A 16,241-nucleotide genomic window follows, 5' to 3' on the forward strand; every position below is an offset into this window, starting at 1 on the left:
ATTTGGCATGGCAATCTTAATTTTTGAGATTACTATTTTGTCTAAAAGGCGAAAATTAATTAGTCTTCTATTTGTACTTTTTTAGGGGGTTGCATCACTTCGCCACAATTTGGGCAGGTTCGTTTGCCATCGTCACCATAATAAGCATCAAATATTTTAGGCATATCTGTTTCTATATTATCCAATGTAAAATCTTCCTCGTACAATTTCGTTGTGCAGTTTTCACAGAACCATAATAATGCGTCTTGTACACCTTCCTCTCTAGGATATTCAATTACCAAGCCTACAGTATTGGCACCACGTTGTGGGGAATGCGGTACTTTAGGTGGTAATAAAAAAATGTCACCTTCTTTAATATGGATGTCTTTAGGTGTGCCGTTATCAATAATTTTTAGAACCATGTCGCCTTCAACTTGATAAAAGAATTCAGGAGTTTCATTATAATGATAATCTTTACGGCTATTTGGACCGCCTACCACCATAACAATAAAATCACCATCTTTCCATACTACTTTATTACCAACAGGTGGCTTTAAAAGATGTCTGTTTTCTTCAATCCAAGCTTTAAAATTTATAGGAGGATATACTGTGCTCATACTATTATGTTTTAATAAATGAATGACCTAAAGTTACAAACTTTAGCATCAATTTTTGTCATATTGACTTGTGTTTATTTTTTTGTTTTTACCTAAAGATAAATCGATAACTCGATATGAGCCCTCGAAAAATTCTACAGTAATATATATTTGATAGCGTGGTTTTAATTTCGATTTCGAGACTTTATAAAAATTGCGCTCATACCAAACTATGTTACGTTTATCTTCTATGGCTTTGTGTTCATTAAATTCAATTTTATCTCTGGAGTATTCAATTGAAAGATAACTGGACTCAATATTCAAAAAGGTTTGATCTATGATAGAAGGGTCAGACAATAATGGAATTACGTTATTGGTATCATGAAATTGAATCCAATCTGCAATTTGCTTAACCGTTGGCAATTGGTCTATCGTTGCATTTGAGTAATTTTTTACGGCATACTGCGTAAAACCTGAAATTGAAAACAATAGGAAAACCCATGTAAAACGTAACTGCATAAATTTTTATAAGCTTTTTGTTCTACCGCCATCAACAGGTAGGTTTATTCCATTGATATAGCTAGCGCAATCGCTAGCCAAAAATGTAATGGCATAGGCCAATTCTTCTGGTTTGGCAAAACGTTGTGCTGGAACTGCTTGCTTCATGGCATTTGCAGCTTCGTCTTCAGTTTTTCCTGTTTTTGCCGATTTATTTTTGATAATTTCAGTCAAACGTTCGGTTCCTGTTGCACCTGGTAACACATTGTTTACCGTAATGCCAAACTGTCCCAGTTCGTTAGCCAAAGTTTTACTCCAGTTAGCCACTGCGCCACGAATAGTATTGCTTACACCCAATCCGTCAAGAGGTTGTTTAACCGATGTTGAAATAACATTAATTATTCTGCCGTAACCAGCTTCTTTCATAAATGGAACAACGGTTTGGGCTAATACATGATTACATTTTAAATGATGTGTAAAAGCCAATTCAAATTCGTCCAGTTCAGCAGAAAAAACAGGTCCGCCTTTTGGGCCGCCTGTATTGTTGACCAAAATATGAAACCCGTGATTTTCTGCTACGTAGTCTGAAACGTTTCGCTTTAAAGCTTCAGGATTTGAAAAATCGGCAACAATGTAATCATGATAACGTTGTTGCGGTAATTCTTTTAAAACAGCTTTAAGCTTATTTTCGTTTCTGGCAATAAGGGTTACCTGAACACCTTCTTGCGCCAATGCTATAGCCGTTGCTTTTCCAATGCCTGCTGTGCTACCGCAGACCAAAGCGTATTTGTTATTTAAGTTTAAATTCATAATTCCTGTCATCCTGAACTTGTTTCAGGATATTTTTTTGATTTTTTATTAGATGCTGAATCGAGTTCAGCATGACAAAATAGTCTTTAATATTTTATACAAACGTTCTTTGGTTCCGTGAAAAAGCGTAGTGCTTCAAAGCCGCCTTCACGCCCCACACCCGATGCTTTTACACCACCAAAAGGCGTTCGCAAATCCCGCATCATCCAAGTGTTAACCCAAACTATTCCAGCTTGTAATTGGTTGCTCATGCGCATAGTACGTTTTAAGTCATTAGTCCATAGCGTGGCAGATAAACCATATTTTACTTTGTTTGCCATCTGCAAGACTTCATCTTCGTTGTTAAATGGCATTATCGTTACAACTGGGCCAAATATTTCTTCTTGATTAACGCGACATTCATCCGTAGGGACTTCAATAACGGTAGGCTCTAAATAATATCCATTTTCATAGTCATTAACAGTAACCTCATTACCGCCAAAAAGAATATTTCCACCTTCTTCTTTTGCAATATTGATATAGTCTAATACTTTTTCTAAATGTGGTTTGGATACCAATGCGCCAATATTGGTAGATGGATCAGATGGATGACCTACTTTTAATGCTTCTATTCGTGAAACAAAATCCGTTTTAAATTTTTCGTAAATGGACAGCTCTACAAAAATACGACTACCACACAGACAAATTTGCCCTTGATTGGCAAATGATGATCGAACGGTTGTATCCAACATATCGTTATAATCACAATCGGCAAAAATGATATTTGGGTTTTTGCCGCCTAATTCCAAAGACAGTTTTTTAAACATAGGAGCAGCTACTTTGGCAATATGAGCACCTGTTGCAGTACCACCTGTAAATGAAATGGCTTTAATGTCAGGATGTTCAATAATAGCCTGACCAGTGCTTGTTCCCAACCCGTGTACAATATTTAACACACCTTTTGGTAAGCCTGCTTCGTTGCAGATTTCTCCTAACAAATAAGCGGTCATTGGAGTTACTTCACTGGGTTTGGCTACCACACAATTTCCGGCAGCCAAAGCTGGAGCAATTTTCCAAGTAAACAAATAAAGCGGGAGATTCCATGGGGAAATACATCCCACGACACCTATAGGTTGACGCAACGTATAATTAATAGCTTGTTGACCAACGCTCTCATGGCTTTCACTAGAAAATTGGGTAATGGCATTTCCAAAAAACCGAAAATTACTGGCAGCTCTAGGAATATCTACAGTTTTTGCCAGGCTAATAGGTTTACCATTATCTTGGCTTTCAGCTTTAGCAAAGCGTTGCAGATTAGCTTCAAGTAATTCGGATATTTTAATGAGAATTCTGCTACGCTCTTCTAATGTGGTTTGCGACCAACTTGGGAAAGCCGATTTAGCTGCTATGTAGGCATTCTCGACATCTTCTTTAGAAGAGTTTGGAATTAACCCATAAATTTCACCATTGGAAGGGTTATAATTGTCAATCCAATTATCATGAATCGGGTTATGAAAATTGCCGTTTATGTAGTTTTGTATATTCAAATTTTTAATTTTTCAAATAGGTTTCAATACTGTTTTTTAAAGTATTAGAGGCTTCTATGGCATTTTTAATCTCATATTTATAGGTCTCATATACACTTAAATATGCTTTTAGTGACTCCAAATAATCCCCTTTCTCTCTTAATAAATTATAATTTCTTGGATGAAGCGTGTATATGCCTAAAGCCCGATTGTCATTTGTAATAAAATCTTTTCTTATATAATCTAACATATAGTTGTTGAAATCTTCAATTAATCCAATTGAAACACTTTTTGGAATTTCAATGGATGAAGTGTAGTATTCACCAATTTCTGATCGTAATTTAGTGTTTTTTATAAGACCTAAACCTATTGAGGAGAGAGATTCGTAGCCGCTAGTTTTGTAATTTATATTATTAACAGAAAAAGTCATAATGCCAAAATGCTTATCCAGAGAATCATGATACACTTCTTTAGATTTAAGATGTTCTATTATAACATTTAATGAGTGCAGCGCGTTGTTAATATTTCCAAGGCGGTTTTTTCCGTTTAAAGTTTGGTTAAACTTAACTACATTAATATTCAAATCAGAAATAATCTCAACAAGGGCTTCTTTTTCTTGTGTCTTCAGTTTTTTTCTTTCATTCCAATTATTGATTTGTAAAGCAATTAAAATACCAATAACAACAAGAATAATTTCGCCAATAGCATATTTGAAGTATTTGGAAGTTTTACTTTCCATAAGTAAAGATTTGCGTATTTGGCGAAAGAATTTAATCATTTATTGCTTTTTATAGGCCATCACTTTAATTTCGACTACCAAATCAGGATGTGGTAATTGGTGTACGGCTACAGTCGTTCGGGTTGGCCCATTTTCTTTATCAAAAAACTCGGCATAGGCTTTGTTGTATCCTGCAAAGTCGTTCATATTAACCAAAAAGGAAGTCACATCAACAACATCTTTTAAAGAGGCTCCAACTGTTTCTAGGTTCTTATCTATGTTTTTTAAAACTTCTCGTGTTTGTACTTCTGCATTGAGCCTTTTGGTTCCCATTTCGTCTATTATATCCACACCAGCAATGGTGTTATCTGATCTGCGAGAACTCGTGCCAGATACAAATATAAAATCGCCTACAACTTTTACGTGTGGATATGCGCCTCTTGGTGTTACTTTGGTTCCTTCGTTCATAATAATGTTTTTACCTTTTTTGTCATTCTGAATCACGTGCAAAATGACTACCTTATTTTAAACCGGCAACCCTATCGTCTTCAAGAATGTTTTCGGTTTCAGTTTTTACTTTTTCTAAATTCGATTTTAAATCGTCTTCAATATTCAATTTACCATCTGCCAGCAAATTCAAAATAGCTTTGTCCTGTGCACGGCCTCTTAACATGGCTTCACGATACCCAAGGTTTTCGTTAAATGTCACTAAAGAATATTTTGAATTATAGTCTTTTGGGAACGTTTTTTCAAAAGCCATTTCCAAATTTCTTTTCTCCCTAAAATTGGCATGGTTGACATGACCTTTCATTTCATAAAAATTGTCAATGGCCAAATCTGCAATAGCATCGGTGTCTTTTTTACGGTTTTTTTCATAAACCTTAAAAACAGTTTCCCAGTCGTTAAATCCTTGGTCTAATACTTTATCAAATTCTACAACATCCTCAAATGATGCATTCATACCTTGCCCATAAAATGGAACAATGGCATGAGCAGCATCTCCCATCAGCAGCGTGTTACCTTTGTAATGCCAAGGTGAACATTTTACAGTTCCAAGCGGTGAGGTTGGGTTTTCAAAGAAATCATCCACCAAATTTGGCATTAAATCTAAAGCATCTTTAAAGTATTTTTCAAAGAATTCCAATACGCGTTCTTTAGTGGTTAAATTGTTGAAATTGTATTCGCCTTCATCAAAGCTCAAGAATAAGGTTACGGTAAAACTACCATCTAAATTAGGCAATGCAATAAGCATAAAGGCCTCGCGACCCCAAATATGGAGTGCGTTTTTATAGGTTTTAAAGTTGCCGTTTTCACCGGGTAGAATACTCAATTCTTTATATCCATGTGTTAAATAATCTTGAGAAAAACTGAATAAAAACTTACGCTCTAAATAGTAACTCTTGCGTAAGGCAGAACCAGCACCATCGGTTCCTATTATCACATCGGCATCTTCAATAAACTCCTTGTTGGTATCGTAATCTTTGAATGTAGCAGTCGTTTTTTCAAAATCAACCGATTTACATTTTTTATTAAAATGAATAGATACATTCTTATGTTTTTCGGCTTCATCAAGCAGTAAGGCATTTAAGCCGCCTCTTGAGATGGAATTGATATACTCATGCTCGCGACCACTGTATGGAGCCAAAGAGGTGTTACCTTCAATATCATGAAGCATTCTGCCGTTCATTGGTATACACAATGGCATGACTTTATCTTTTAATCCAACCAAGTTCATGGCTTTAATACCTCGATCTGAAAAAGCTAAATTTATAGAACGACCAGCCGAAATATCAACTTTTCGTAAATCTGGGCGCATTTCATAAACCGTAACGTTGTAACCACGTTGTCCTAACCGCAAGGCTAGGAGAGAGCCGCAAAGACCAGCTCCTATTATGAGTATGTTTTGTTGTTTATTCATTTAAAATAACTTTCAATTTTTCAACCATATTATAAACATCTTCAAATGAGTTGTATAATGGTACAGGTGCACAGCGAATAACATCTGGTTCACGCCAATCACTTATAACACCCGCTTCTGTTAGTTTGTTGTGTAAACTTTTATCTGCATTTTTAACCTGAATGGAGAGTTGGCAACCGCGCTCTTCAGGGTTTTCTGGTGTAATAATTCGTATGGTGTCTTCACCTAATTGTTTCAATAAAAACTCAAAATAACCTGTTAGCTTTCTTGATTTTTCATTCAGTTTTTCAATACCTACTTCATTAAAAATATCCAAAGATGCTCTTATGGCAGCCAATGATAAAATGGGAGGATTGCTCAACTGCCAGCCTTCAGCACCAGGTAATTGGTCAAATTCATGGCGCATATTAAAACGCGTTTGTTTATTGTGACTCCACCAACCTGTAAATCGATTCAAGTTCTTATTGTGGGCGTGGCGTTCGTGTACGAATGCACCAGCCAAACTTCCTGGTCCAGAATTGAGGTATTTATAAGTACACCAAACGGCAAAATCGGCATCAGAATCGTGCAAGTTTAATTCCACATTTCCTGCACCATGGGCACAATCAAACCCAACCATACAGTCATAGTTGTGTCCCAATTCTGTAATACGTTTTAAATCGAAATATTGTCCTGTGTAATAGTTTACACCACCAATCATAATTAATGCTACTTCGTCTCCATGCGTATTCATAATGGCTTCTAAATCTTCATAACGAACCAATTCTTCGCCTTCACGGGCTTTCCAAAGAATTAAGCCTTCCTTATCATCAAAACCATGATGGCGTAATTGCGATTCAACCGCATACTTATCAGAAGGAAATGCATCAGCTTCAATAATGATTTTATAACGTTCTTTGGTTGGTTTATAAAAACTCACCATCATAAAATGCAAATTGGCCGTTAGTGTGTTCATGGTAACGACCTCAATAGGTTTGGCGCCAACCACTTTTGCCATGCTTTCCGTTAGAAATTCATGATAGGGTAACCATGGATTTTTGGCTTCGGTATGACCTTCTACACCTAAATTTGCCCAATCTTCAAGCTCTTGGTTAATGTACGATTTTGTGGTTTTTGGCTGTAAACCCAATGAGTTTCCGCAGAGATAAATAAGCTCGTTTCCATTTTGATCTTTTGGAATGTGAAACTGATTTCTATAATCGGATAACGTATCTAATTGGTCTTGCTCTTTTGCGTAGTCAAGGCCTAATTTATAAGTGGACAATGTGTGCGTTTTTTCTGTTTCCCACAAAAATAAGAATTATAATGATAGTAGGATAGCGCTAGCTGATAGATATTTTAAACGGTATTTTGTATCTTTAAGAAAAACATCTGAAATGGGTAAAACTAAAGAATATACCAATGGCGAAACCACAATAGTTTGGGAGGCCGAAAAATGCATACATTCCGGAATTTGTGTAAGAGGCTTGCCTAAAGTCTTTCAGCCTAAAGACAGACCGTGGATAAAAATTGATGCCGCTTCAACGGACGATTTAGTAAGTCAAGTGAAACAATGTCCTTCTGGAGCCTTGAGTTATTATATGAATGATGAAACTGACAAAACTTCGGAATCCTTGGAAACTAAAATCGAAGTTTTAGAAAATGGTCCCTTGCTGGTTTATGGCACATTAAAAGTCACACACAGAGATGGTTCCCAAGAAACCAAAAATAAAACCACGGCTTTTTGTAGGTGCGGTAGTTCGGAAAACAAACCGTATTGCGATGGTACTCACGTAAAAGAAGAATTTAAAGGCTAAAAAAACAGGCTTCAATTAAAAAATGGAAGCCTGTTTTTGGATATATATAGACGCTTATTGCGGGATATTTATAATATATACGTCCAACAATATCCTTTTGGATTTTATGTTACTTAATTTCTACATCTGAAAAGTATAATTCCCAATTGTCTGTTGTTTTTTTATGGCTTTTTGAAATTAAAATGCCATTGAATTCCTGATTGTCTTCCCAAGTTGTCATCATGGAAGGTTGCGGAGTATTACCTTTTCTGTAAACCCATTCTTCAATGACATACTCATCGGTAAAATAAAAGTCGTAGGCATCACCAGGTGTATAGCCACCCGTATTGGAATAGGTTAAGGTTAATTTATTAAGTTCCTTATTACTTAATGGGGCAACAGATTTTTCAGGCTCTGAAATAGTGGTTCCAGAATCCCAAACTAAATTAAATGGTGCCAATAACCAGTACTTATCGTTAATAAAAGCCTTGTCTGCGTTTATAAATGTATCGTCTAATTTGTTTCTGTTGTACTTTAGGGTGTCACTTTGGGTTATTAAAACAACATCATTGGTTTTTGGGTTCCATTCCCATAAGCGTTGAAAATGACTACTGTCTTTGGTTACATTAAACCTGAAAGTAACATACTCTACGTTATTCCAATTCTGAAAACCATAGCGATTGGCTATTTTTTCGGCAGGAGTCAATTCTATAAGTTCTTTAGTTTGGTTTTCTTTTTTATCAGACTTGCAAGCCAATATTAAAAAGCCACATGCAAATAGTATGATTAGTTTTTTCATAGGGAGTCATAATTTTGAACGAAGTTATAGTATTTTAGTAACAAATTCTAGTTTAATATGAATACCGAAAATAAATATTTTGATACCAACAAGGCTACTTGGAACGAAAAAGTAAAAATACATTCTAAAAGTGATATGTATGATCTAGAAGCTTTTAAAAATGGTAAGAACTCCTTGATGCCTTACGAACTGAAAGCTTTTGGCAATGTTTCCGAAAAATCATTGTTGCATTTACAATGCCATTTTGGTCAGGATACCTTAAGTTGGAGTAGGCTAGGAGCCCAATGTGTTGGTGTGGATTTAAGTGATGAAGGTATTAAACTGGCCAAAACACTCAATACGGAATTACAATTGGATGCTGAATTTGTGTGCTGTAATGTATTGGATACTTCAAAGTATGTTAAAGAACAGTTTGATATTGTTTTTACCAGTTATGGTGTAATAGGTTGGTTGCCCGATTTAAAACCTTGGGGAAAAATGATATCAGAACGTTTAAAACCAGGAGGAACGTTTTATATGGTAGAATTCCACCCTATAGTTTGGATGTTTGATTATCTAGAAGGAAAGCCTGTAATGAAATATGGGTATATGCAAGATGAGGTGATTTACGAAGAATACGAAGGCACGTATGCCAATACCGATTCTAAAATGATAAGTAAGGAATACGGTTGGAACCACGGATTAAGCGAAGTGATAAATGCCTTAACTGAAGCCGGTTTGCATATTGACTATTTAAACGAATACGATGAAAGCCCTTATAATGTGTTGCCTGATTTAATTGAAACCGATTCTGGTATGTTTGTTACAAAAGACAAATTATATCCTTTGATTTTTGAGATTAAGGCGAGGAAAAATTAGACAGTTTAGTTTGCTATATGTAGGGTTATTAAAATTTCAGCGAGAAAAAGAGGTTGTTTGTTATGTCTCTATAAGTGCTTCGATAAATTTTAAAAACAAGACTAATTCATAAAAGCCTAGAACTGACAAAATAGATAATTGACTTATATTATCTTTCCAGTAAATCCATTTAAAAACAAAAAACACTATTGGTATTAGCATTAAGAATTGAACTGCTCCATAGTATGGTAAATCAAAAAGGATGTTGAAAATTGAAACAAAGGCAAATAAACCAATTATTGAATTTGCCCATTTCCTAGTACAAATGCTATACACCGAATAAATTAAACTGAAAATTCCAAAAACAAAAAAAGGGCTGCTAATTTTAATTTTTTCTATAAAAAAATTAAAAATGAGACTTATAATTAGTCCAGCTAATAGAACTTTTAAAAAAATAGGTTTGGTTTTATTGAATAAAAGAATACCGGTAAATATCCCAAATCCAATTATTACATTTAAAACTATATCCAAATTTTTATCACTATTTTGAGTAAACTATTGCTTTTAAGAATAACTAAATTACTCTTTAATTAGCCCAAACGAATTTCGGTTTTTTAATTCTAAATATCAAATAATTATAAAAGTGGATTCCGTATCACCTGCGGAATGACAGCTAAAACAAATTCCTGTCTTCATTTCGACAAGCTCAATATGACAACCAGGAATGATAGCTAAAACAGATTCCTGCTTTCGCAGGAATTGATTTAATGATTCTCCTTTAACACCTCTGGCATGTTGCGTTTAAAACGGTTTAAGCGTGGTATGGATACATTTTGTACGTACGGATTGTCTGGATGTAACTTTTCGTAGTTTTGGTGATAGTCTTCGGCTTTCCAGAATTTTTGAAACGGATACACTTCGGCAGCAACAGGTTTTCCCAGTTTTTTAGCTAAAGCAGCTTTCTTTTTTAGAATAATATCTTTTTGCTCTTGGTTTTGGTAAAATATAATAGAACGGTATTGCGAACCTCTGTCAGGCCCTTGACCATTAACTTGTGTTGGGTCTTGCGATGCAAAATACACATCGACTAGGGTTGAAAAACTAACCTTATTAGGGTCGTAAATAACTTCTACGGCTTCGGCATGACCTGTGCGGCCTGTGTTACTGGCTTCGTAAGTTGGGTTTTTGGTGTGTCCACCGGCATAACCTGAAATGGCTTCGTCTACGCCTTTAACGCTTTCGTAAACCGCTTCTACGCACCAAAAACAACCACTGGCAAAATAAGCCTTGGCTTTACCGTTTTGTATAGGGACTTCAATAGGATTGGCGTTTATCACAGCCTGTTGTTTTGGGTTAGTTTGGGCTGTGTTATTGTTACAGCTGAATAGTAAGGTGAGTACCAAAATAGGAAGAATAGATTTCATAATTGTATTTTTCTTTTTTCTATAGACGTAGTAAACCGTGAAACCTTAACTAAAAACTGTGAAAGTTATATTAAATAAAAAACCCAGACAGGTTGTCTGGGTTTGTATATGATATTTAAAATGGATTATAGTTTTGCAAATAGTTTTTCCATTTTAGTTTTTTCTTCATCGGCTAAAGCGGCATCTACTAAAATACGTCCACTATGCTCATCAGTAATAATTTTTTTGCGGGAAGCAATTTCCATTTGAACTTGTGGCGGAATAGTAAAGAAAGAACCACCAGAAGCACCTCTTTCTATTGGTACAACAGCTAATCCGTTCTTCACATTGGTACGAATACGATCGTAAGCGGCAACCAAACGTGCTTCAATAGAAGATTTGTAATCTTCGGATTTCTTAATTAAAGCTTGTTCTTCTTTTTCGGTTTCGGCTAAAATAGCATCTAGTTCACCTTTCTTGTGTTTAAGGTGTGTTTGACGTTCTTTTAAACGATCTTTAGTTTCGGCAATAACTTCTTTTTTCTGCTCGATTTGAGCTTTATACTCGTTAATATTCTTTTCTGCCAATTGAATTTCTAATTCTTGATATTCAATTTCTTTTGAAATCGAGTTAAACTCACGATTGTTACGAACATTTTTTTGTTGCTCGTTGTATTTCTTGATTAAGGCTTTTGCCTCTTCAATAAGATTCTTTTTAGAGCTGATATCGTTATTGATAACCTCTAAACTGTCCTCTAATTTTTCTAATCTTGTATTTAAACCAGCAACTTCATCTTCTAAATCACGCACTTCTAATGGAAGTTCTCCGCGAACGTTTCTAATTTCATCAATTCTAGAATCAATGAGTTGTAAATCGTATAATGCTCTTAAGCGCTCTTCTACAGTTACTTCTTTCTTTTTTGCCATACTTTAAAAATACTTAACAGGATTGGTATTTATCCTTGATAAAACGACTGCAAAATTAGTAATTTTTTTTGTAAGATATGCTACTAAAAAGTTTTTTGTGAATTGCTCACTTTCATAATGACCAATATCTGCCAAAATTATGTTGTTTTCGGCTTGAAAAAAGTCGTGATATTTTAAATCGGCTGTCACAAAAATATCGGCTCCCGATTGTTTGGCAGCTTGTATTGCAAAGCTTCCAGAACCGCCCAGAACGGCTACTCTTTTAATGGGCTTGTCAAGTAATTTGGAATGTCTAATACACGTTGTTTTCATTTGAGTTTTTAAAAGTTGAAGAAAATCCTTTTCAGATAGGCTGCTTTCCAAATCACCAATCATTCCCATGCCTATATTTTGATTTGTGTTTTCAAGGGTAACAACTTCATAGGCGACCTCTTCATAGGAATGATTTTTAAACAGTGCTTTTAAAACTTGAGATTCAACATGTTTGGCAAATGTTACCGAAATTTGTGTTTCAGGTTCTTGATGTTGCTCCAATTTTTTGCCTTTAGTAGGGTTGGATGCTTCATTACCTTTGTAGGTCCCTGTGCCATCAACATTAAAACTACACTCATTATAGTTGCCAATACTTCCTGCTCCTGCATCAAAAAGAGCTTGGCGTAAAGCGGCAGCTTCAGAGATAGGCGCATAGGTTGTTAGTTTTTTTATGGTCTGCGATTGTGGAATTAAAACCTGACGGTTAATCAAGCCCAATTGTTCGCAAATAATATTATTTACGCCTAATTTGGCATTATCTAAAGCCGTATGAATGGCATAGATGCTAATGTTATGCTTAATGGCTTTTAGGACCACACGCTCAACATAATTTTCCCCTGTTATTTTTTTTAAGCCTTTAAAGATTATGGGGTGGAAACTCACAATAAGATTACAGTTATGTTCTATAGCTTCATCTACAACTGTTTCTAGGGTATCTAAAGTGACGAGAACACCTGTTATATTGTTTTGGGAATCGCCAATAAGTAAACCTGTATTATCAAAATCTTCAGCGTAAGCTTGAGGTGCCAATGCTTCCAGATGATTTATTACATCTTGAATTATCATAAATTGAATGGTATTTCTAACAAATATAAAACTTTTACTATCATGGCTCATTTAATTTCCTTTTGTATTAAAAAGGTGTTCTAAAAAAATAGTCTTTACTTTGTGTTTTAAAACCGAATTGGAAAGTATTTATGAAGCTTATTCGAATTTTATTATTTCCTATTGTTCCCATATACTTTTTAGTAACCTGGTTGCGTAATCGGCTTTATGATGTTGGAATGTATACTTCGAAATCATACGATTTTCCACTAATAGCGGTTGGTAATTTAAGTACAGGTGGAACGGGAAAAACCCCTATGGTGGAATACCTTATTCGATTAATGAAAAATGATAGAAAAGTTGCCACGTTAAGTAGAGGTTATGGTAGAAAAACAAAAGGTTTTCTATTGGCAAATGATGAGGCTACAGCTGATAGTATTGGTGATGAGCCGTTTCAGTTTTACAATAAATTTAATGAAGACGTACAAATTGCTGTATGTGAAGATAGGCAAAATGGTATAGCAACACTGCGTTTACAAGAAAGCCAACCTGAAGTTATTATTTTGGATGACGCCTATCAACACCGAAAAGTAAAAGCTGGTTTTTATGTGCTTTTAACCAGTTATGGAAAATTATATGCCAATGATATTGTTTTGCCAACAGGCAACTTACGTGAACCACGATCTGGAGCAAAACGAGCACAAGTGATAGTAGTAACAAAATGTCCGCCAGATTTATCTGAAACCCAAAAGCAACAGATACGAAATAAGCTCAATCCTTTACCGCATCAAAAACTCTATTTTAGTTCGATTGAGTATTCATATAAAGTATATTCGGAAACTGAAGAGAGCATGTTGACGGATTTAAAAGATTTTACTTTGATTACCGGAATTGCCAATCCACAACCATTGGTTGATTATTTAGAGCGTTTGAAAATGACATTTGAACATTTGAAATTTGGTGATCATCATCATTTCACTGCAACCGAAATTGAAGAGTTTGAAAAGCTAGATTGTATTTTAACTACCGAAAAAGATTTTATGCGTTTGAAAATGCATCCAACATTAAAACAAAAATTGTTCTACTTGCCTATCACAATTCAAATAGATCAAGCAGATGATTTTAATAAGCAAATAATGGATTTTATAGCAAGTTAAGCAGTTGACTTCTTTTTGCCGTCAATTAAGGCATTGTACAGTTTCTTTTCGAAATCTTCTTGTTTGAATGGTTTTGAAATAATATCAGTAAATCCAGCTTCGTCAAACTCATGCATTTTGTCTTCAAGAGTTACAGCTGTCAAGGCAAAAATAGTTATGTCCTTATTGAATGTTCTGATGATTTTAGTGGCTTCCAATCCGCTAATTCCTGGCATGTGGATATCCATTAGAATAACATCATACTGAATAGTTTTGGCATTATCAACAGCAGCTTCACCATTATCAACAATATCACACTGAAGTCCCATTTTATTCAGAATCTTCTTGGTAATCATTTGATTGATTTTGTTGTCTTCAACCACTAAAATCTTGATGTTCTTTAAATCCAATTCATCAACGTTTTTGAAGTATTCAACCTTTTTAGGTTTTTCTGCGGCAGATTCTGAATATTTTAGAGGCAATTCGAATGTAAATGTAGAGCCTTTGCCCAATTCACTTTTAAGATATATTTTTCCTTTTAATATTTCAATTAAGCCTTTAACGATAGATAGCCCTAAACCTGTACCACCATATTTACGGTTAATTTGAATAGAGCCCTGCGCAAAGCTTTCGAACAACATTTCTTGTTTTTCTTTGCTAATACCTATACCGTTATCTTCAATTTCAAAACGAACATTAAATATGTCGTTGTCTTGTTGTAGCTTGTATACTCTTACCCAAATATCACCGTCTTTAGTAAACTTAATGGAGTTACCAATAAGGTTTATTAAAATTTGCGAAATTTTAAGTTGGTCAGCATGATAGTTCTCTGGTAGGCCTTTATCAAACTCAAAATGTATCTGAATGTTATTGTCTAATGCAGAATTGTTTAAAGCTGCAATAACATTAGTGATTTTCTTCTTTAAATTAAATACCTCTGGTTCAACATCTACTTTGTTGGCTTCAATTTTATTGATTTGTAGAATGTCATTTATGAACGTTAGTAGGTAATCACCAGAAAATTTCAAGGATTTTAGATGCTGTATCTGATGTGGCTTTGGGTCTTCATCCAAAAGCATGTTTGTAAGTCCTGTAACAGCATACAGAGGTGTTCGTAACTCATGGGTTACGGTAGATAAAAAGTTAGCCTTTGTTTTTGAAGCTAATTCGGCTTTTTCCTTCGCTATAATAAGTTCGCCATTTTTCTTATGAAGCATATTATTGGTTTTAAGCCTAATATTATTGTTTTTGTAAAGCGATAACGTTAGTAAAGACAGAATTGTAATTAAGGCAATACTTAAAATGGTTGTTAGTTGATTAAGGCTATTGGCTTCAATTTCTTCTTCAAGATTAGCGGCTTGTTCTTTTTGGAACTCTGTTTGATTGTCTAATAATACTTGAATACGCTTTTCGGGTGATAAATTCTCACGTTTAACCGTTAATAAAGAATCTGAAAGACTAATATGTTTTTTAAGATAATCATTAGCTAGTTTGTAATTTTCTGCAAGTTGATTTAAATCGCTTAAAATTAAATAACCATTACTTAAAACCGTATTAAAGGCATTGTTTTTAGCCATCACGATACCATCATTGGCAAACTTTAAGCCGCTTTCCATATTGCCTAATTTGGCCAAAGCTAACCCGTTATGAATCATGGCGCTACTCAATATTTTATTCAAATCGTACCGTGTAGCCAATGAGATGGACTTTTCTAATTGTTGATTAGCTTTTTTAAAATCTTCTAATTGAATTAAGGTTTTACCCTCGTTGAGTAAAACTTCGGCAACGAAGTCGTTCAAACCTTCTTGCTCAAAAAGCGTTTTTGATGAGGTGTAATAATCTAAAGCTTGCTGATAATCTTTTTTGCTGTTATAAACATTACCTAGAATCTTATAGGTTTCAGCCCTATTAACGTCATCTTTTGCAATACGTTGTATCTCGTTTGCTTTAAATAAATAAACTAGTGCTTCATCAGGTTCTTCAATGATATATTGAAGTTTTCCAATTTTTGAATAGATAAGACCAATGCTTTGCTTGTTGCCAATTTTTTCAGCAAGTACTAAAGCATCTTCAAGCTTTTTTTGAGCTTCAAAATAATCGTAGTTTTCAATGTCATTCTGCGCTTGATTAATACGATAATCAATATTAATTTGAATAGTCTCTTCGTCTTCACTAATATCGGTTTGTGCAGACATAGAGTAGCTAATCAAAAATATAATAGCACATATATATTTATGAATCTGGGACATTTTTATTCTTCACTA

General features: G+C 34.7%; 16 protein-coding genes. 3 read left to right on the forward strand and 13 right to left on the reverse strand.

The window, feature by feature from the left end; translation table 11 throughout:
- Positions 1-59: 59 nt before the first annotated feature.
- The 8 genes from K7G76_RS03935 to kynU form a co-directional block, all read right to left on the reverse strand.
- Positions 60-596: a 3-hydroxyanthranilate 3,4-dioxygenase gene (locus K7G76_RS03935; protein WP_223032894.1), complete on the reverse strand. Its 537-nt coding sequence runs from the start codon at positions 594-596 to the stop codon at positions 60-62.
- A gap of 48 nt (positions 597-644) precedes the next feature.
- Positions 645-1,094 (reverse strand): hypothetical protein, encoded by a 450-nt coding sequence (locus K7G76_RS03940; RefSeq protein WP_223032895.1) that lies wholly within the window; start codon positions 1,092-1,094, stop codon positions 645-647.
- Between the two features lie 6 nt (positions 1,095-1,100).
- Positions 1,101-1,883 (reverse strand): SDR family oxidoreductase, encoded by a 783-nt coding sequence (locus K7G76_RS03945; protein WP_223033598.1) that lies wholly within the window; start codon positions 1,881-1,883, stop codon positions 1,101-1,103.
- A gap of 86 nt (positions 1,884-1,969) precedes the next feature.
- A complete protein-coding gene (locus tag K7G76_RS03950; protein WP_223032896.1) occupies positions 1,970-3,409 on the reverse strand; it encodes an aldehyde dehydrogenase in 1,440 nt (479 codons plus the stop codon).
- Positions 3,410-3,413: 4 nt separating this feature from the next.
- Positions 3,414-4,127, reverse strand: a complete 714-nt coding sequence (locus tag K7G76_RS03955; RefSeq protein WP_223032897.1) for a DUF6090 family protein — start codon at positions 4,125-4,127, stop codon at positions 3,414-3,416.
- A 39-nt stretch (positions 4,128-4,166) separates the two neighbouring features.
- Positions 4,167-4,574: a RidA family protein gene (locus tag K7G76_RS03960; protein WP_223032898.1), complete on the reverse strand. Its 408-nt coding sequence runs from the start codon at positions 4,572-4,574 to the stop codon at positions 4,167-4,169.
- Between the two features lie 52 nt (positions 4,575-4,626).
- Positions 4,627-6,024 (reverse strand): FAD-dependent oxidoreductase, encoded by a 1,398-nt coding sequence (locus K7G76_RS03965; protein ID WP_223032899.1) that lies wholly within the window; start codon positions 6,022-6,024, stop codon positions 4,627-4,629.
- Positions 6,017-7,288 carry a kynureninase gene (kynU, locus tag K7G76_RS03970; RefSeq protein ID WP_223032900.1) on the reverse strand — a complete coding sequence of 424 codons (1,272 nt, stop codon included), beginning with the start codon at positions 7,286-7,288 and terminating at the stop codon, positions 6,017-6,019. The genes K7G76_RS03965 and kynU overlap by 8 nt, the downstream gene beginning before the upstream one ends.
- Positions 7,289-7,400: 112 nt before the next feature.
- Between kynU and K7G76_RS03975 the strand changes: the two genes are divergently transcribed.
- On the forward strand, positions 7,401-7,820 hold the full coding sequence (locus tag K7G76_RS03975) for a (4Fe-4S)-binding protein (protein WP_223032901.1): 420 nt from the start codon (positions 7,401-7,403) through the stop codon (positions 7,818-7,820).
- Positions 7,821-7,929: 109 nt separating this feature from the next.
- Here the strand turns inward: K7G76_RS03975 and K7G76_RS03980 are convergent, their stop codons facing one another.
- Positions 7,930-8,598, reverse strand: a complete 669-nt coding sequence (locus K7G76_RS03980; RefSeq protein WP_223032902.1) for a hypothetical protein — start codon at positions 8,596-8,598, stop codon at positions 7,930-7,932.
- Positions 8,599-8,655: 57 nt separating this feature from the next.
- Here K7G76_RS03980 and K7G76_RS03985 point away from each other — a divergent pair, with 57 nt between their 5' ends.
- Entirely contained in the window at positions 8,656-9,456 is an 801-nt protein-coding gene (locus K7G76_RS03985; RefSeq protein ID WP_223032903.1) for a class I SAM-dependent methyltransferase, read from the forward strand.
- 743 nt (positions 9,457-10,199) lie between these two features.
- On the opposite strand, the gene msrA is transcribed toward K7G76_RS03985, so the two are convergent.
- The 3 genes from msrA to K7G76_RS04000 form a co-directional block, all read right to left on the reverse strand.
- Positions 10,200-10,859 (reverse strand): peptide-methionine (S)-S-oxide reductase MsrA, encoded by a 660-nt coding sequence (gene msrA / locus K7G76_RS03990; protein ID WP_223032904.1) that lies wholly within the window; start codon positions 10,857-10,859, stop codon positions 10,200-10,202.
- A 125-nt stretch (positions 10,860-10,984) separates the two neighbouring features.
- The gene (locus tag K7G76_RS03995; protein ID WP_223032905.1) at positions 10,985-11,764 is read right to left on the reverse strand and encodes a zinc ribbon domain-containing protein; all 780 of its coding nucleotides are present in this window, start codon (positions 11,762-11,764) and stop codon (positions 10,985-10,987) included.
- A 3-nt stretch (positions 11,765-11,767) separates the two neighbouring features.
- A complete protein-coding gene (locus K7G76_RS04000; protein WP_223032906.1) occupies positions 11,768-12,862 on the reverse strand; it encodes a Nif3-like dinuclear metal center hexameric protein in 1,095 nt (364 codons plus the stop codon).
- Positions 12,863-12,993: 131 nt separating this feature from the next.
- On the opposite strand from K7G76_RS04000, the gene lpxK reads away from it, so the two are divergent.
- Positions 12,994-13,998 (forward strand): tetraacyldisaccharide 4'-kinase, encoded by a 1,005-nt coding sequence (gene lpxK / locus K7G76_RS04005; protein ID WP_223032907.1) that lies wholly within the window; start codon positions 12,994-12,996, stop codon positions 13,996-13,998.
- Here the strand turns inward: lpxK and K7G76_RS04010 are convergent.
- Complete coding sequence (locus K7G76_RS04010; RefSeq protein ID WP_255572919.1) at positions 13,995-16,172, reverse strand: tetratricopeptide repeat-containing hybrid sensor histidine kinase/response regulator; 2,178 nt, start codon at positions 16,170-16,172, stop codon at positions 13,995-13,997. The two genes, lpxK and K7G76_RS04010, sit on opposite strands and share 4 nt — an antisense overlap.
- Between the last annotated feature and the right edge of the window lie 69 nt (positions 16,173-16,241).

Source organism: Hanstruepera marina (genome assembly GCF_019880635.1).
Classification (GTDB): Bacteria; Bacteroidota; Bacteroidia; order Flavobacteriales; family Flavobacteriaceae; genus Hanstruepera; species Hanstruepera marina.